Annotated in this window: 8 protein-coding genes; all 8 read left to right on the top strand. The window is 60.4% G+C overall.

Features of this window, described 5'->3' with window-relative positions:
* Positions 1-52: 52 nt before the first annotated feature.
* The 8 genes from Q7V45_RS00485 to Q7V45_RS00450 all read left to right on the top strand — a co-directional run bounded on the left by Q7V45_RS00485 (position 53) and on the right by Q7V45_RS00450 (position 19,121).
* Positions 53-646 carry a DUF6088 family protein gene (locus tag Q7V45_RS00485; protein WP_304845242.1) on the top strand — a complete coding sequence of 198 codons (594 nt, stop codon included), beginning with the start codon at positions 53-55 and terminating at the stop codon, positions 644-646.
* Positions 639-1,655 carry a nucleotidyl transferase AbiEii/AbiGii toxin family protein gene (locus tag Q7V45_RS00480; RefSeq protein WP_304845239.1) on the top strand — a complete coding sequence of 339 codons (1,017 nt, stop codon included), beginning with the start codon at positions 639-641 and terminating at the stop codon, positions 1,653-1,655. Before Q7V45_RS00485 ends, Q7V45_RS00480 begins: the two co-directional genes overlap by 8 nt.
* 148 nt (positions 1,656-1,803) lie before the next feature.
* Entirely contained in the window at positions 1,804-6,984 is a 5,181-nt protein-coding gene (locus Q7V45_RS00475; protein WP_304845236.1) for a DEAD/DEAH box helicase, read from the top strand.
* The gene (locus tag Q7V45_RS00470) at positions 6,981-9,746 is read left to right on the top strand and encodes a DEAD/DEAH box helicase (protein WP_304845233.1); all 2,766 of its coding nucleotides are present in this window, start codon (positions 6,981-6,983) and stop codon (positions 9,744-9,746) included. The genes Q7V45_RS00475 and Q7V45_RS00470 overlap by 4 nt, the downstream gene beginning before the upstream one ends.
* Positions 9,747-9,749: 3 nt before the next feature.
* Entirely contained in the window at positions 9,750-14,576 is a 4,827-nt protein-coding gene (locus Q7V45_RS00465; protein WP_304845230.1) for an N-6 DNA methylase, read from the top strand.
* Positions 14,563-16,533 carry a DUF2326 domain-containing protein gene (locus Q7V45_RS00460; protein ID WP_304845228.1) on the top strand — a complete coding sequence of 657 codons (1,971 nt, stop codon included), beginning with the start codon at positions 14,563-14,565 and terminating at the stop codon, positions 16,531-16,533. The genes Q7V45_RS00465 and Q7V45_RS00460 overlap by 14 nt, the downstream gene beginning before the upstream one ends.
* 24 nt (positions 16,534-16,557) lie before the next feature.
* Positions 16,558-17,316, top strand: a complete 759-nt coding sequence (locus tag Q7V45_RS00455) for an HNH endonuclease (RefSeq protein ID WP_304845226.1) — start codon at positions 16,558-16,560, stop codon at positions 17,314-17,316.
* Between the two features lie 824 nt (positions 17,317-18,140).
* Positions 18,141-19,121 carry a GSU2403 family nucleotidyltransferase fold protein gene (locus Q7V45_RS00450; RefSeq protein ID WP_304845223.1) on the top strand — a complete coding sequence of 327 codons (981 nt, stop codon included), beginning with the start codon at positions 18,141-18,143 and terminating at the stop codon, positions 19,119-19,121.
* Positions 19,122-19,147 lie beyond the last annotated feature (26 nt).

Here is a 19,147-nt window from a genome sequence, read left to right as displayed (position 1 = left end):
GTCGGTTGCAAACTGTCAGAAAACTGCGTATAGTTCTGACAGGAGAATGGCCATGCAACGGTTGACCGAACAGATTCTTGCGCACGCGAAAGGGCTGCCAGAGGGCACGTCCGTCGCAGCTAAGAGCTTGCTTCACCTCGGGAATCGCGCCGCGGTGGATCAGGCATTGTCGCGTCTAGCCGAGCGGACGCAGTTGATCCGCGCGGGCCGCGGCGTCTATCTCCTTCCGGTTACGAGCCGGTTCGGCACGCGGGCTCCCTCCGTGGAGCAAGCGGTGGAGGCGCTTGCCAGCCAGCGCGGGGAGATCATCGTCCCGAGTGGGGCCGCTGCCGCCAACACCCTCGGTCTCACGACACAGGTGCCGATCCGGTCGGTCTATCTGACTTCCGGCCGCACCCGGAAGATGAGCCTCGGCAAACAGGTCGTCGAGCTTCGCCACGCACCCCGTTGGCAGCTCGCCATGGCGCATCGGCCCGCTGGCGAGGCGGTGCGAGCCTTGGCTTGGCTTGGGCCGGAGAAGGCTGAGGCCGCCCTCCAGACATTGAAGCGGAAACTCCCGCCGGGCGCCTTCAGCGAGCTGGTCGCGGTAGCGCCGCAGCTTCCGACCTGGCTGGCGCGCAGCGTGGGCAAGGCTGCACATGGCTGATCCGTTTCTCCACCTCCCGATCGAGGATCGGCGTGAGGCGCTCGGCGTCGCGGCCGATCGGTCTGGCCGGCCGGCGCATCTTCTCGAGAAGGACGTGTGGGTGGTCTGGGCGCTCGCCACCCTTTACGGCTCGGCGCTCGGCGAACATCTGGTATTCAAGGGCGGCACGTCGCTGTCCAAAGCCTATCAGGTCATCCGCCGGTTTTCTGAGGATGTCGACCTGACTTACGACATCCGGGCGATAGCACCTGATCTGGTGCGCGAAAACGGCGAAGGGTTGCCCAAGACCCGTAGCGAGGAAAAACGCTGGTCCAGCGAGGTGCGCAAGCGCCTGCCCGAGTGGGTTGAAGGAAGCGTTCAGCCGATCATCGCAGAGGCGCTCGCGGCTGAAGCTTTGGCGGCCACCATCCGAGTCGAAGGCGAGAAGCTGTTCATCGATTACGAGGCCGCGACGGCTGGCTCCGGCTATGTGGCGCCGAGCGTGATGCTCGAATTCGGAGCACGATCGACGGGCGAGCCCGCGAGCTTGCGCGACATCGCCTGCGACGCGTCAGGCCTGATCGAGGGCGTGACCTTTCCCACGGCTCGCCCACGCGTGATGCATGCAGAGCGAACCTTCTGGGAGAAGGCGACGGCCATCCATGTTTTCTGCCTGCAGGAGCGGCTGCGCGGCGATCGCTTTGCTCGTCACTGGCACGATGTCGCGCGGTTGGACGAAACCGGCTTTGCCGCGTCCGCCTTCGCTGATCGCGACCTGGCGAACGCAGTGGCGCGCCACAAGACCATGTTCTTCGCCGAGAAGGCGTCCGATCGGACACCCGTCGACTACACCGTGGCCGTCAACGGCGGTCTGCGGCTTGCGCCCGTGGGCGATGGTCTAAAGGCGCTGGAAGAGGACTACGCCCGCATGGTCGACGACGGACTTCTTCTGGAAGACGCCGAGGCTTTCGAGGCTCTCATGACGCGCTGTGCCGACATAGCTGAGCGCGCCAATAGCGCCTGTAAATAACGAAGAAAAATGGGAGGGGGAAGTGTGGATATTGTACAGATAAAAATCAGCAACATCGCCGACTCCTTGAAGATGGACGTGCGGTGGGGCAACGGTAGCGCATTGCTAGAGAACGCGAATTACCGAACAACGATGACGGGGGGCGGCAATGCGGGCGTTTGAATTCGATCATCGCCTCGTCGACTCTTACGCCAGGTTCTCGCGGTCTTTCAGTATCATTCGATCTGATGACCTGAAGTCTGAGGTTGATCGCCAGTATGATGCCGGGCGTTTCTGGCCGGATGCTATGCTGTCTCTCAACCCGAAGTTTCTCGAGGGTCCAACCGTCGATGACCTGGTCAACTCGGGCGATCTTGATGAAGCGACGGGCAAAATATTCCGGTTCGGGTCAGAGCCGCTGCGGTTCCATCGCCATCAAGCCCAGTCCATCGCCAAGGCGCAGGCGGGTCAGAGTTACGTGGTTACGACGGGGACAGGCTCGGGCAAGTCGCTTTGCTTTTTCGTACCCGTAGTCGACGCGATCGTTCGTGCCCGCAAGGCCGGGAGGCCGCGCAGAACCAGTGCCATTTTCGTTTATCCGATGAATGCACTGGCCAACAGCCAGATCAACGAGATCGAGAAATTCATCGCGCAGTCTGGCCTGCCGACCGAGCTTAAGCCGGTTGTGCGTCGCTACACCGGCCAGGAAAGCCAGGAAGATCGGCAACGAATTGCAGACGCCCCGCCGGACATTCTGCTGACTAACTTCATGATGGCCGAACTTCTGCTGACGCGGCAGGACCAGCTCGATACCAAGGTTATAGAGAATGCGAACGGACTGAATTTCATCGTTCTTGACGAACTGCACACCTATCGCGGCCGCCAGGGCGCCGATGTCGCGATCCTCGTTCGTCGTCTTCGCAACCGATGCGCACCAGACAAGGCACCTATCTGCATCGGAACCTCTGCCACCATGGCAAGCGAAGGATCCGATATCAATCGCGCTGAGGCCGTGGCGAATGTTGCGTCGCGCCTTTTCGGGACCCCCATCGGGCCGGAATCCGTCATAGACGAGTCGCTTCGAAGGGCGACGGATGATCGGCTGAAGCTCGACGATGTGCGGCGGAAGCTTGCGCCTGTCCTGACATCCGTACTTCCAGCGGAGCTGACAGATGAGGTTCTGAAAGAACACCCGCTGGCGGTTTGGACCGAACTGGCGATTGGCCTGGACGACGCACAGGAGCTCAAGCGCAAGAAGCCGATCCCTTTTGAAAAGGCAGTAGCGCTGCTTTCAAAAGATAGTGGCGTCAACGTCGAAACCTGTCGAAGCGGGCTCGAGGCATTCCTGACGCGCGTCAGCCTCCCGGAAACTGAGCGCGGCGGCTCGGGAACCGGCGCATTCCTGGCGTTCAAGCTCCATCGATTCATCTCGGGCGCTGGCGAGATTTTCACTACACTGACTGGCCAACCCAGGAATGTGTTGTTCGAAGGTCAACTCGAAGATCCAAGTGCCCCGGGCCATCGCCTCTATCCCACCCGCTTCTGTCGGGAATGCGGACATGAGGTCCACGTCATTACGAAGACCGAGGATGCCAAAGGCACCCTGTTTCTGCCCAGGGGCATCGATGATGCGCCGCTCGACGATCAAGAGGGTGAAACGGCGGGCTACCTGACCACTACAGGCGACGGCGATCCTGAGTACGTCTTTACAGGCGAGGTCGAAGCGTACCCCGAGGACTGGCGCGAGGAGCGCAACGGCGTCGAGCGACTCCGAGCGAACAGGAAACGCAGGATGCCCCAGATGATCACGGTGGCCCCGGATGGGCGCTGTGATTCGGCGGGTAAAAGCTTTTGGTTCATACCGGGCAAATTTGGTTTCTGCCCATGCTGTCTCGACCAGCCGCATCCCAACATGCGCGAACGCACCAAGCTCACCGGGTTGTCGGGTGAGGGCCGCAGCTCGGCAACGACGCTCCTCGTTTCGACCGCCCTGGAATGGATGAACGGGAACAACAGCGGCGTTCCCAAAGAGAAACGCAAACTCCTAGGTTTCACGGACAACCGGCAGGACGCCGCCCTCCAGGCTGGCCACTTCAACGACTATTTGTTCGTCAGCCTATTGCGTGGTGCGATCCTGCGAGCAGTGCTGGACGCTGGCGACGATGGCCTAGCCGAGGACGAATTCGGTCTGCGGGTCGTAAAGGCGCTCGGATTTACGGCAGGCAATAAGGTCGCGCGGGTTCATTGGATGTTGGATCCCGAGGCGGGCGCTGTAGTCCGCGAGGACGCCCAGCGCTCTCTCGCGAAGGTTCTCGCCCATCGGCTCTGGACAGATCTGCGTCGAGGATGGCGTTACACCAACCCGAGCCTCTCCGTCCTCAAGCTCATCGACGTTGCGTTCGTTGGGCTCGATGACATCGCGGAAGATACGGACCGCCTCACGGCTATCTTGCCGGATTTCGGGACACTCGATGCGCCCGTGCGCAAGGCGATGCTGAAGCTGCTCCTCGGCGCCATGCTCGACGGCTTGGCCGTTGGGACGGAGGCGCTCGATCTGACCGTCCTCGACGCCGTCGCTCAAAAATCCCGAAATCTCCTGCGCGTCCCCTGGGCCATCGACGCGAAAGAGACGCCGAGAAGCCGCACGACCCTATTTCTGCAAGCTCCGGGCAAGGACCGGGTTGGGTTACGGGAAGAACAGACGATCGTCCGCGCTGGGCATAATTCCCGTATCGGACGTCTCATCAATCGAAAAAGCGTCATTGGGACCAAGCTCAGCAAGACAGACTACCTGACAGTCATGACGGGCCTGATGGAACTTCTGGCTCGCGAGGGGTTGGTGTCGCGCGTCGACATCGAGGCCGACCTGCAAGGTTGGCGTCTGTCACCGTCAGCGGTTCGGATCTTTCCTGGGGAAGCCATCAGGACAGGGGCGGCGCAGGGCAACCGCTATTTTCACGATTTCTACAATGAGATCGCTGTCCATCTGAAGGCAGGCCATAGCAGCTATTGGGGTCTCGAAGGCCGCGAACATACAGCCCAGGTTTCCCAAAAACAGCGCGAATGGCGCGAGTGGCGCTTCCGATTTGAGAAGGAAGACCGGGAGAACCTCACGAAGAATGCCCCCGATCTCAAAGCGGCAGGAGAGTCGGAGCAGTTTCTGCCCGCCTTATTCTGTTCGCCAACCATGGAGCTTGGTGTCGACATCTCTGCGCTCAATGCCGTCTATCTGAGAAACGTACCGCCTACGCCGGCGAATTACGCGCAACGCGCCGGACGTGCCGGCCGCTCCGGGCAGGCCGCCGTCATTGTGACCTATTGCGCGGCTCAATCACCTCACGACCAGTATTTCTTCGAACGGCGCAATGAGATGGTGGCTGGTGTCGTTCGTCCCCCGGCGCTCGACATCACCAATGAAGAGCTCGTGCGCTCGCATCTACATGCTGTCTGGCTTGCCGAAGCGAAGCTCGCTCTGTCTCCTGACATCCCCGACATCCTAGACTTAGCGAAGCCAGGCTCTCCGCTGAAGCAAGAGATCCAAGACGTCATCGACCGGCCTGAGTTGGTGGTTGCTGCGCATTTCCCGATGAAGCGCGTTCTCGATCAGATTCTCGGCTCGGTGGCTGGTCGAAAACCGGTCTGGATGAGTGAGCCAGATGACTTCGTCTCCGCGGTCGCCCAGCGCGCGCCGCAGGAATTCGATCGTGCCTTCGGTCGCTGGCGGGAACTGTATAACTCAGCACGAACGCAGCTGATGGAGGCCAATGCCCGCTCCGAGATTACGGGTCTCTCGGGCGCAGACCGTCGTCGAATCAAGGCTGCGCAAATGCAGGCGAGCGATCAGATCACGATCCTAGAGCAGGGCAAGGCCACGAACGGCTCGGACTTTTACTCCTACCGCTATCTCGCGACGGAGGGCTTCCTGCCGGGGTACAATTTTCCTCGGCTGCCGCTCTATGCCTTCATCCCTGGAGATGGAAAAAGTGGCTCGTTCCTCCAGCGTGCCCGCTTCTTGGCAATCTCAGAGTTCGGGCCGCGCAGCCTGATCTATCACGAAGGCCGCGCTTACAGAGTCATGAAGGCGAAGTTGCCGCCGGAAGTCCGAACGGATGATGGGTCGGAGCTCGCCACTCGAGACATCTTCATCTGCTCGAACTGCGGCGGCTGTCATGATGGCGAGGTCGAGCGCTGCCACGCCTGCAATGCTCCGATGGCGGGCGAGATGCCGGTGCAGAGGACGCTCCGGATCGACAACGTGGAAGCCGCGCCTACCGAGCGGATCACGGCAAATGACGAAGAGCGCGTCCGGCAGGGCTTCGAGATTCAGACCGTCTTCTCCTGGCCAAAGCGCGACGGCCGAGTCCAGATCACCGAGGCGGATTTTCGTTGCGAGGACACCTCGATCATCAATCTGCAATATGCCAATAGCGCCGAGATCAGCCGGATCAACAAAGGGCTGAAACGCCGGGCACAACAGACCAAGTTCGGTTTTTATATCGATCCGCGCAGCGGCTACTGGTCGAAGTCCGAAGACGAAGATCCAGATGTCGATGTGCCGCCGGACGTCGTGAGGCCGGTTCGGATCGTGCCTATCGTCCGCGACCACAAGAACGCGCTTCTCTTCCGTTTTAACGAGCCTGCAGCCTACGCGCCAAAAACTATCCCCACGGTTCAGCACGCCCTCATGAGAGGGATTGCGGTCGTCTTTCAATTGGAAGAGGGCGAGATACTTGGCGAGCCATTGCCTGCCCGTGACAACCGCCGCGCCGTCCTAGCCTACGAAGCTGCGGAGGGCGGCGCCGGGGTGTTGAGCCGTCTGATCGAGGATCCGCTAGCCCTAGGCAAAGTCGCCCGAGAAGCGCTGATCCTTATGCACTTTGAGAAGGTCGATGAAGCGATCGCAGCGGGCGATGCCAAGCTGCTCGCCGCTCATGATGGGGAGGCCTGTGTCCGCGGGTGCTATCGCTGCCTACTCTCCTATTTCAATCAGCCAGATCACGAGCTGATCGACCGAACGAGCGATGAAGCGAAGCAGATGCTGATCGATCTGGCGCGAGGCAAGGTGATGCTCGCTGTCGCGCCGGGCCAGTCGGCTGAAGGTAGTGGATGGCCGAGCGCCTTCAAGGAGATTGGGCTTCCGGCTTCCGACGCCTCCACTGTGAGCTTCTCTAATCAGGAGATGAGCTTCGCCTGGCGCAGTCATTTCGTCGCCGCTTGTCTCACTCCTCTCAGCCAGGCAACGCGCGAGGCGGCGGAAATCAAGGGCTGGATGCTGTTCGAGCTGCCGGACACGGTCGCAGCAGGTGTGCCTCAAGCGTTGATCTCGATGTTTGGGGGGGAGACCCGATGACTGTGAACTTTGCCCCCGGAGACCTAGTGCGCGCCCGAGGGCGTGAATGGGTCGCATTACCTTCCCCGCACAATGGCGTTCTGGCTCTCCGCCCACTCTCAGGCGGTGAGAACGACGCGGTCATCCTTGACCCGGACTTTGAGATCCTCCCGGTCGAGCCCGCACGGTTCGATTTGCCTGCCGACGCTGCGACAACCGTTCAGACGAAGGCGGCGCTCCTCGCGGATGCAATGCGTCTGACGCTGCGCCGTGGTGCGGGTCCTTTTCGCTCCGCAGCGCAACTCGCCTTCGAACCTCGGACCTATCAGCTGGTCCCGTTGCTCATGGCCCTTCGGCTGCCGGTGCCGCGCCTGCTCATCGCGGACGATGTTGGTATCGGCAAGACGATTGAAGCTGGCCTGATCCTACGCGAGCTGATGGATCGGGGCGAAGTGGACGCGTTCTCAGTGCTCTGTCCTCCGCATCTCGTTGAACAGTGGGTCGGGGAGCTGAAGGTGCGTTTCGGGATAGAAGCCGTCGCAGTGACGTCGGGTACTGCCGCTAGGCTGGAGCGCAGCCTGCCACTCGCTCAGACCGTGTTTGATGCTTATCCCTTCACGATCGTCAGTCTCGACTACATTAAAGCAGAGAAGCGCCGGGAGAACTTCGCACGCGCATGCCCGGATTTCGTTATCGTCGATGAGGCGCATGCCTGCATAGGCACGCACAAGGGTCGGCAGCAGCGCTTTGAGCTTCTGGCAGGGTTGGCCCGGAATCCGGATCGTCGGATGATCCTTTTAACCGCGACGCCGCATTCCGGAGATGAAGAAGCCTTCGCGCGCCTTCTCTCCCTGGTCGAGCCATCATTCACCTCGATGAACTTCGAGGACGCTCGCTACCGGGAGCGTTTGGCGCGACACTTCGTGCAGCGGCGCCGGATCGATCTCGTCTCAGGGGATTGGGACGAGGATCGCGCCTTCCCAAACCACGAGACAACGGAATTTCCATATCGTCTTTCTCCGGCCCACCTCGAATTCCAGGAAGCTGCGCTCGACTACTGCCTCGGCATCGTTTCCCGAGTAGGATCCGGTCAGCGTGAGCGACGCTTGGCCTTCTGGGGTACGCTGGCCCTGATGCGTTGTGTCGGCTCTTCGCCGGCTGCAGCTAAGAGCGCGCTGCGGAACCGTATGTCGAGCGAGAGTGACCGCCTCGAGCCGCAAATCTTTGACGAGGACAGCGACGACGAGGACGCGGTCGACATCGAGCCAGGTACAGCCTTCGACGTCGATACGGATCTTCTCGCTTTGGTCAAGCGCGCCGAGGAAATGGTTAGCAAACCCGACCCGAAGCTGATCGCTTTGGTCGATGCTTTGACCCCCCTCATCAAGAAGGGCGCCAATCCCGTCGTCTTCTGTCGCTATCTAGCAACCGCCGAACATGTCCGCGATGGCCTGCGCAAGGCCTTCCCAAAGCTGATCGTCGAAGCCGTAACAGGTGTTCTTACGCCCGACGAACGCCGAGACCGCGTGGCGGACATGGCGTCGGTGGATGAGGAAAAGCAGGTTCAGCGCATCCTCGTCGCCACCGACTGTCTTTCCGAAGGAATCAACCTGCAGCAGCTGTTCGATACGGTCGTCCATTACGACCTGTCATGGAATCCGACCCGACATCAGCAGCGCGAGGGACGGGTCAATCGCTTCGGTCAACCGGCAGAGCTTGTCCGATCGATCATGATGTTTTCGCCGGACAGTGCGATCGATGGCGCCGTGCTCGATGTCATCCTGCGCAAAGCGGCGGAGATCCGCGACGCGACGGGCGTAACCGTTCCGCTTCCGGATGAACGAGGGCCGGTGACGGAAGCGCTAATGGCGTCGATGATGTTGCGCCGCGGCGTGCCCCGCCAGCTTACGCTAGATCTGCGTCTCGGCGACGGCGGCAAGGTCATGGAGGCCCGGTGGCGCGATGCTGCCGAGAACGAAAAAAAATCCCGCGCGCGTTTCGCCCAGAACGCAATGAAGCCGCAGGAGGTCGCCCCTGCATGGGAGAAAGTCCGAACGCTGCTCGGCTCTCCGACGGATGCGAGACTCTTCGTCGAGCGGGCGATGGCGCGCTTTGGGGTCCCCCTCGAAGTCCGGAAGGCGGTGCTCCTAGCCCATGTTGATGCGCTTGACGCCGGCCTGCGCGAACGCTTGAGCGGACGCGGCCTAACAGGATCAGTGCGCTTGGCGATGACCGAGCCGGCACCATCGGGCACGGCGCTGTTGACCAGAACCCATCCTCTGACGTCCACGCTTGCCGAAGCGCTGGTCGAGGCGTCGCTCGATCCCGAGACGCTTTCAGGTCTCGGGATCGGCCGTGTCGGCGCTTGGCCGACAACTGCTGTGGACAAAATAACTTGCCTTGCTCTTCTCCGTGTCCGCTTCAAGCTGACCGTTCATGCCCGCAAGGAAAGGTTGCTGCTAGCCGAGGAGGCGGCCATCGTTGCGCTCCAGGGCGGCCGGATCGTTGCGGTTGGCGAGGCTGCCCAGAGATTGCTGAACACACCAGCGATGGCCGATCTGGCTCCGGTCGCACGCGACAGGTTCATCGCGAAGGCTAGGGAAGGTCTCCCGAACCTGCTCGACGGACCAATCGCCGAGTTTGGTCAGGCGCGCGCGCAAGAACTCATGGGGGACCATGCAAGCCTTCGCGCCGCGTCAGGGTCGGCATCGCGCGTCTCAGTGGAAGTCGTGCTGCCGCCGGACATGATCGGTTTGTTCGTGCTCATGCCGGCTGAGGCCTGAGCCATGGCACGCAAGCTCGTCACCGATGTTTCGGCCTGGCCTTCGCTCACACTCGAAGGCAATCTCATCGCACCGGCGATGGTCGCGAACATCGACCGCGGACAAGCCTCTGAGCAGACGGAAGAAGACTACCGGATCCGCAAAGGGCTGACCATTCGCGAGGAGATCTCGACCGCCTTTCGTGTCGGCCAGTCTCATTTTGACTCCTTCGCAAAACTGGAGAACCCCTCGGTCGAAGCAACACGCCGTTTCGTGCGCGGTTTCCTTGCGGAAACCTTCGGCTTTGACGATCTCGTCTCGACCGACGGTGTAGTTTCTTTCCTAGCGGGCAGCCGTGTTGCGATCGTGGTCGTGCCGCCTTCCGACGAAAAGCTCGACAGACGTAGTCCGACGCTTTCCGCCGACCGTTCACGGTCTCCGGCTTTCGCGCTCCAGGATTACCTCAACGACAACGGCGATGCGGTCTGGGGTCTTGTCACTAATGGTGTCGTCATCCGCCTCATGCGAGATAACGCCTCGTTAACCCGGCCGGCCTATGTCGAAGCCGACCTTGCCCAGATTTTCACGAACGAGGACGCCACTTCTTTCGCTGTTCTCTGGTCGCTGATTCATCGAACCCGGTTCGGCGTTGCGGACACATCCGCGACCGACTGTGCGCTCGAACGCTGGCGTGAGGCCGGCTCACGCGAAGGCGAGGCTGTCCGCGATCGACTGGCGGCCCAGGTAGAAACAGCGCTTAAAGTGCTCGGCTCCGGCTTCTTGGAAGCCAACCCCGATCTGGCTGCACGGCTGAAGTCCGGTGAGGTCGACTTAACCAAATGGTTCAATGAGCTTCTACGCCTCGTCTATCGCTTGATCTTCCTGATGGTAGCAGAGGATCGGAATCTGCTTCACCCCGAGAATGTGAAATCGATCGTCCGAAAGCTCTATGCTGAGGGTTACAGCCTGACTGCGTTGCGTGCACAATGCGTCCGCGCGATCACTTGGGACAAGCATCACGACCGTTACGAAGGCGTCAAAATCGTCTTCCGGTCGCTTGCCCATGGTCAGGAGGCGCTCGGACTTCCCGCCCTTGGCGGGCTCTTCGGCGCCGACATGCTGCCGCATTTAGAAACCGCTCGCCTGCGCAATCGCGCGTTCATGGAGACACTCTACCGCCTCTCGTGGCTGTCCGACAAAACCGGTATTGTCCCGGTGAACTGGCGCGCGATGGAGACCGAGGAGTTAGGTTCGGTCTACGAATCCTTGCTCGAACTCCAACCGCAACTGGGCGACGACGGTAAGACTCTTTTCTTCGCTTCTGAAGTCTCTGAGCAGCGGGGCAACCAGCGGAAGACGACGGGCTCTTATTACACGCCCGACACCCTGGTGCAGCTTCTGCTCGATAACACTCTCAATCCCGTGCTGGATGAGCGAGAAGCGCAGGCGGCGGATCCTGCCGAGGAGCTATTGGGGTTGACCGTCATCGACCCCGCGTGCGGCTCTGGTCATTTCCTGCTTGCGGCCGCACGGCGCATCGCCACTCGCGTCGCCCGCCATCGCGCCGGTGGGATTCCATCGGCCGCCGACTTCCGCCATGCACTGCGCGAGGTCGCCTGCCGCTGCCTTTACGGCGTTGACCGTAACCCCATGGCGGTGGAGTTGACCAAGGTGGCGCTTTGGATCGAAGCTCTTGAGCCGGGCCGTCCGCTCGCCTTCTTTGATGCGCAGATTCGCTGTGGTGATAGTTTGATCGGCGTCTTTGGCCGATCGATGTTGCGAGCGGGATTGCCTGATGAGGCTTACAAGCCGCTGACCGGCGACGATAAGGAACTCTCCCGCCGCTACGCCCGCCTAAACAGGGAACAGCGGGATCGGGCGAAAGATCATCCGCAATTGTTCCGTACTTGGGCGCCGCCGGAAATTCTGACTGAGCGGGATCACAAGCTGCGGGAGATGGCGCAGGACGATCTAGAGAGCGTCGAGGCAAAAGCACTTGGCTTTGCAGACATGCGTGCATCGCAGGACTGGCAGAGTCTGAAAACCGCCAGCGATCTCTATATCTCGGCCAATTTTTACATGGCGGCTTTCTTTATGCCGAAAGCCGCTATGGGCGCGGACGCCATGCCACTTACTGAACATGTGTGGCAAGCCGCCGGAGGCGAAGCACCTCCCGAACATCTACGGCAAGGCGCAAGACTGACATCTGAGAAAGTAAGCGCCTTCCATTGGTTCATTGAATTCCCCGAAATCATGGAACGCGATGGCGGCTTCGATGTCGTTATCGGCAACCCGCCATGGGAGCGGATCAAGCTCCAGGAACAGGAGTTCTTCGCCGCCCGCTCGCCCGCTATTGCCAGCGCGCTCAACAAGGCGGCGCGGCAGAAGTTGATTGACACCTTGGAAGAAGCTGATCCTGACAGCGCAGATGGCCGCTTGTGGCGGGATTTTGTCTTCGCCAAGCGCGCGGCTGAAGCAGCTAGCGAATTTGCGCGTTCATCCGACCGCTATCCGCTCACCGGGCGGGGCGATGTCAACACCTATGCTCTTTTTGCGGAGTTGTTCTCGCGCCTCGTCAAAACTACCGGGCGTGCGGGCGTAATCGTGCCGACGGGAATTGCGACTGACTCCTTCACATCCGCATTCTTCGGATATCTTGTCTCAACTAGAAAGCTTCAGTCGCTATTCAGTTTTTATGAAATTAGAGGATGGTTTAGAGGGACGGATGACAGAAAATCTTTCTGCATAATTTGCACGGGCGGTACCGCAAGGGCAGCGGAGTTCTGCTTCGACATAAAGGCCATCAATGAAATCGAGTATCCCGAACGCCGTTTCGCGTTAACGGAAGACGAAATTGCGCGCATTAACCCCAATACCAAGACCGCTCCTGTCTTTCGTTCCCGTGCCGATGCAGAGCTGACGGCGAAGCTTTACGCCCGGGCGCCGGTGTTGATCGAGGAACGGCCGCAAGAAGAAGGCGGAGATATCAATCCCTGGGGCATCACGTTCCAAACGATGTTCCACATGTCTGGTGACTCCGGCTTCTTCCGCACATCTTCGCAGCTGGAACTTGAGGGCTGGTTGCGCGAGGGAGCGGATTGGGTCCGGGGGACAGCGGTGGGCGTCGAGCGTCGCGTTCCGCTCTATGAAGCCAAGATGATCCACCATTTCGATCATCGCTGGGCGACTTATGGTGCCGGTGCGCAGGAGGAAGAAGAAGGTGCTCGCGATTGCACCCTCGACGAAAAAGGGACACCGACATTCGAGCCGTCACCGCGTTACTGGGTGCCGGAGGAGGAGGTATGGTTACGCGCTGCCCGTGTACCGACGGCGTTGAAAAGCGCCGTGAGACTTGCACGCAGCGACAGCGGGAAAGGACGCCGCAAGACGGACGCCGATGTGGACGAACCCGCCCGCGCAGCCGCGCTTAAGGCGCTCGTTACCTGGCTTGCCGGGGCCATTTCTGCCCTCAAAGGCCACCAAGCGCGGGAGGCTGACATTTTTCACTTGCTCGGCCGCACACAGGACTGGCGCGGCGCGCTGAAGGTGTCGGCCGAGCGTTTCCTGATGGATCCCAAGACGCTCGTCAGCGGTGGGGAGATGCAGCGCGAGACGCCGCTGATAGAAGCGGATCTTATCCTCATCGCCGAGGGTCCGAAAGAAGCGCTCGCTCTGGCTGAACTATTAATCGACGCTAAGCAACCGAGCTGGCTCATGGGTTGGCGGGACATCGCACTTCGAAGCGTCGAGCGGACGGTAATTGCGAGTGTGTTTCCGAAGGTCGGCACGAATCATAAAATGCCGTTGTTTTACCTAGCCCAACCGCCCCGTCTTGCTGCTGCATTTCTTGCAAATATGACAGCTTTATCATTTGACTACATAGCTCGACAGAAAATCGGAGGGACTTCTCTCACGTATTTTTACTTGAAGCAGTTTCCTGTTCTTCCGCCATCCGCCTACACGATGGATGATCTCAACTTCCTTAGCTCGCGTGTGTTGGAGCTAACCTATACCAGCCACGCCATGAAACCTTGGGCAGAGGATCTGGGGTATTCCGGTCATCCATTCGCGTGGAACGAGGATCGACGCGCCCAGCTCCGTGCCGAGCTAGACGCTTTTTTCGCTAAAAAATACGGTTTCACAGAGGAAGAGCTCCTCTACGTCCTTGATCCAGCTAAGGCTAAAGGGGTGGGCTACCCTTCCGAAACCTTCCGTGTTTTGAAGGATAGGGAGACCCGCCAGTTTGGCGAATACCGCACAGAACGCTTGGTGCTAGAGGCGTGGAAGCGAATGAACGCGGATAAGGCGTCTGACACGCTACCTGCGCCGACTACATTGCAGCCTCTCGAAGACCTGTTTGACGCCGCATGGGCATGGCCGACAAGCATTCAAGGTCGAGACCGCCTCCGCTACGCAGCCCAGTACGTGCTTTCGCAGATAGATTCCGCGAGCGACGGTACACGAGCGCGCTTCGTGATCGCAAGTCTTGCAGAGCCCGCACTGCTCACGCCTCTGCTGGCAACCAGCGATCGCAATCAATGGATCAGACTTGTCGGCTCGGAGGCGCGCCCGGCACAAGGTACGATCCGATTGAGCCCGCCCATCAACGCGGGGTGGCGATCAATGTTCGAGACGCTGATCGCCTCAGGCCAGTTGGAGGAACGCGCCGACGGGGCGTGGACACGAGGTTCGCACTTTAGTTCAGTCGGACTGCAAGCCGCTTCAGCCGATGCTCAGCGCGCGGCCTTCGTAATCCGAGCAACTCGGGATCTCGACGTCAGCAGCCTTACCGCGGCTGTTGCGCAGGAGGACAACGTGATCTGGGCGAGGTTTGGACATGGCGCAGCCTGACCTGTTCGCCCCGACGATGCACCCGCCGATGGCGCCGGAAGGCCGCACTGGGCCCCGGTTTTGGTTTCGTCGGCTGGCCGTCTTCAAGGACCCGCAGACCATCATCCGCGACGTGTCGTTGAAACCCGGCCTCAACATCATCTGGACGCCGGATATGTCGAGCAGTGGCAACCGCGCCTTGGCCCATGGCAGCGGCAAGACAACCTTCTGCCGTTTGCTTCGAGCTTGTCTGGGGGAGCCCGCCTATGCGACCGATCCGCAGCGATCACGGATCATGGCAAGGCTGCCGAACGGCGTGATAGCGGCGGAAGTTCTAATCGATGGCGCATGCTGGGTAATTGTCCGCCCGTTAGGATTTCTGGGCGGGGAGTTCGCCGTTCGAGCAGAGTCCATAGAGGAGGCTATCGCGCGCGGTCGTCTCGACGGGGATCAAACATTCATCGACCCTGTCTTAATCGACACCTTTTTCCCGACGATCGCAGGAGTCACGCCGCCTGAGGTCAGCCATGACCAAGTCTGGGATGTCCTTCGTGCTTGGTTGACGCGCGATCAGGAGTGCCGTCTTGCCGACATTCTGGCGTGGCGGTCATCACAGACGCAAACCCGTTCACGCGCACAAGTGCTGGGCGAAACAGCTAAGCTGACCATGGTGCGCCTCGCTTTGCGCGCGCTCGACGCGGAAGAGCGCGCGGCGGCCGGCCGCGAGCGAGACCTCGTGGCTGCTGTCGAGGATGAACGGCGACGCCAAGCTTATCAGCAGCAGCGGTATGCCGATGGTCTGAAAGCCGTGAGGCTAGAATTGGGCGTGGGCGATGAAGTTGGTTTCGACGATACCATCGACCAGAAAGGCTTAGTCTCGTTGGCAGAGAGGGCATTGGCGGACGCCATGCGAACCGATCTGCCGAAGCCGCCCGACGTCAGTTCGATCTTCGGGCGTCTGAACGCACTCAATGAGGAGCGCGGAGTATTCATTGCGAAACAACAGAAGTTCGAAAACGAGACGCGCTTCAAGCGGGACGAAGCCGGGCGTTACCGTTCCGAAGCAACTTTGGGCGAGATCGATATCACTCAGGGACGGATCCGGGTCTGCCCCGTCTGTAGAGTCAGCATAGATGAGGTCAGAGCGAAGGGGTGTGGCATTTCACTCGAAGCATGTGACCTGTCTGCGCTGAAGGTCGCAATTGCTGAGAAGCAGAAGAGGGCCGCCGAGCTGGACGCAGAGGCGAACAGTGCGGAACAGGCGGCCAAGGGCGTCGAAGCCCAGATTCAGCAGCTCGGTCCTCGGCGGCAAGCACTTGAGGCGGAGGCCAAAGCCGCTGACACCGCTAGCCGCACCGCGCAGGTGGCTGCGAAGGAGGTCCAAGACCGCATCTATCGATCGAGGCGAATACTCGATGATGCGCGGTCGCTGCGCGCAGCCGAAGCAGCCGCTAAACCAACACCCCCGGGGACTGCGGCGCTCGAAGCAGTTCGCGCGCAGCTGGAGTCGGGGCGCTCGCGGGCGCGGGCAGCCATCAGGACGCTTGAGGAGAGATACCAAGGGATCATGGCCGCCTGGCTCCCCGACGGAGTGGAAGGCACCATCAAGCTGGATGGCCACGGCTTGAAAGTTGATGCCGAATTCTCGGGACGAGGTGAGGTATCAACCGCCGCCTTGGACTCCCTCAAGATTGTGGCCTTCGACCTTGCCGCTTTGCACATGGCTATTGAGGAGAAAGCCGACCTGCCAGCCTTCCTCATTCACGACAGTCCGCGTGAAGCGGACTTGGATGGGCAGCTCTACGCCCGCCTCTTCAGCCTTGTGCATCAATGGGAGAAAGAGGTGGAAATACCATGCTTCCAGTACATCGTTACGACCACTACCGCTCCCCCGCCCGAGCTGCAGGGCGACAATCATATAAGACTTCGAATGAGCTCGACGCCGGCGGAGATGCGTCTGTTTGGAATGGACATCTGATTCTCAGAGGAGGCGACCGAAACTATGACAATCGAATCGCCTCAATCGTTCGTTGTCCGCGAGGAGTGCCAGAAGGTCGCGTCGCAGAGTGGCTTCCGTCGCGTTCTCGGGGAAGAAGCGGGTTGGGCGGCTTTCGGCTCGACCACCGCTAGGGGCTCAATTTTTGTAGCTGCTACAACACCGTCAGGGCCGTGGTTTCTGGCCCTCGACCATTTTGGCGTCATCCAAGAACTGGATTTACCCGCCGCCGACGTTCCTGGTCCCGGCCACGCTCGTTATTTTTTCGAGGCTCTCGGAGCGCTCTACGTGGTGCTGCGTCGCGTATATGAATTAAGTGTCAGCCTGCCCGATGCACCGCTAAGGGAGTTTGAGCGTTGCGTCGCAGATCTGCCCCGAACAACTGAGGCCGAACGGCTTGTAGTGCAGAGAATCGGCCAGGACATATTTCGGGCGCGCCTGATGGATTACTGGCAGGGACGCTGCCCCCTTACTGGTATCTCCGATGCGGCCCTTCTGCGCGCCTCGCACATCGTCCCATGGGCGGACTGCGAAAGTGATGCCGAGCGGCTTGATGTGCACAACGGACTACTTCTGTCGGCCCTATGGGATGCCGCCTTCGACCGCGCGCTTGTGACCTTTGACGACGAGGGCAAACCAGAACTCTCGCGAACCCTGAGCGAAGCTGCACGGAGCGAATTGCGCTGGTGCTCGCCGATCTCGCTTAACGACGAACATCGGCGGAGGCTGGCCCGTCATCGCGAGCGGTTGCAAGCGTCTGGTTAGCGGGTTGTTTCGAAGAGGGTAGCGCGCGCCGCTCATGGGCGGTGGGGCGGCCGTGACGGTATAGTTCACAGGTCGCCATTAACCTCGGCTATTCAGGCGGGGAATCGGCGGGGTCGATTTGAGTGGGCCTTGCGCGGGCTTTCTTAGCCGGGCTTGGCGATAGATGGCGGAAGGCGCATCTCAGAGATCAGGCCAAAAAATTCAATGCTTTCAACAGCGGCGTTTTCTGACGGTGTGCATGACGGTATAGAAGTCTAAGGAAATTATTTTCTTGAATAAAATCAATGTGATATGTCGACAGGAAATAATCGAGTGGGAGTGACGGCCCGTGGCCGTCATCCCGAGCCTTTGCGAGGGATCTGCTCCCACGTGATGTGAGTTACGTCGCTTGAGTCTCCGCGCCAGGTTTACCCCTACAACCTCATCCTGAGGAGGCTGCGCAGCAGCCGTCTCGAAGGATGGGCAACAGATGCGGTGCTCGTACCCATCCTTCGAGACGCGCCGCTTCGCGGCGCTCCTCAGGATGAGGCAAGTGCCTGAATCGATTCCGAACGCGCCGGCATCCCGCGCCGTCGGCGCGAACCCGTGCCCGGCGCCGGAAACGCGCTGCCGGCCGCGCATGCCCAGAAATGAGAACCATTCGCGGCGAATTCGAGGGTGCGGCATCGGCTTCGAATGTTTCGTTTATTTCGGTCATTTCGTTCGAGAGGGTAATTTCTCCGATTTACCCTGCAAAATAGAGAAATGTATAATATGCAGGGTAATCATTGAAATATAAGTATTTACCCTGCATATTGTTAGATACAGAATTTGCAGGGTAATCCATGGCGCTCGAAGCATTCTCCGATGAACAGGCGCGGGTCATCGTAAATCTCGAACAGGCCTATCAGGTCTGGATGGAGACACTGCGCACGCTGAACGACATCCCCTACAACATGCGGATCAAGGAGGTCTCGGGCCGGGAGTATCTCTACGAGGTGACGGACCGGGCCGGCAACATGAGGAGCAAGGGACCGCTCGACCCCGACAAGCAAGCCGAGTTCGAGACCTACAAGACCGGGAAGGCCGAACTGAAGGACCGCCTCGCCCAGAGCAAGAAGACGCTCAAGGAGCAAGCCAGTCTCTACCGCGCGCTGCGCCTGCCAATGCTTCCCGCCGAAGCCGGCAAGATCCTGCGCGAGGCCGATCGCATTCGGTTTCTGGGCGAGCAGGCCATGGTCGTCGGCACCAATGCACTCGTCGCCTATGCACTCGAAGCCAATGCCTTCATCCGCGATGCGCCGGATTCGACACTCGACTTCGACATGGCCCTGACCGCGATCGCGGCGGACACGACCCGCCCGACCTTGTGGAAAGTGCTCAAGGAGGTCGACATGACCTATACCGTCAACGCCGAACGTCCGTTCCAGGCCCGCAATGCCAAGGCCTACGAGGTCGAAATCCTCTCGGCGCCCAGCCGGATCGGCGGGCAGCAGGCGCGCGACAAGCCGCGCCCGGTGGCGCTGCCGGAACAGGAATGGCTGCTGAACGGCCGCCCGATCGATCGGGTGGTTGGCGTGTACGGTGGGGAAGCCGCGCGCATGATCGTCCCGGACCCACGCTGGTTTGCGCTTCACAAACTGTGGATGGCCGAAAAGCCCGGGCGCAATCCCCAGAAGAAGCCCAAGGACCGCAAGCAAGGCATCGCGCTGCTCGACGCCGTTCGGCAAACGATGCCGCACTATCCGCTCGATGCGGCCTTCTTTGGTGAACTTCCCGAGGCCCTGAAGCGGCATTTCGAGCATTGGGCGGCTCGGGGGCAATGACGCGTGATATCGGAAGGGACAGGCGT

Source organism: Reyranella sp., from assembly GCF_030651995.1.
In the GTDB taxonomy this organism is placed as follows: domain Bacteria; phylum Pseudomonadota; class Alphaproteobacteria; order Reyranellales; family Reyranellaceae; genus Reyranella.
Note: the sequence above shows the minus strand (reverse complement) of the source record. Positions and strands in the feature narration are given on the sequence as shown.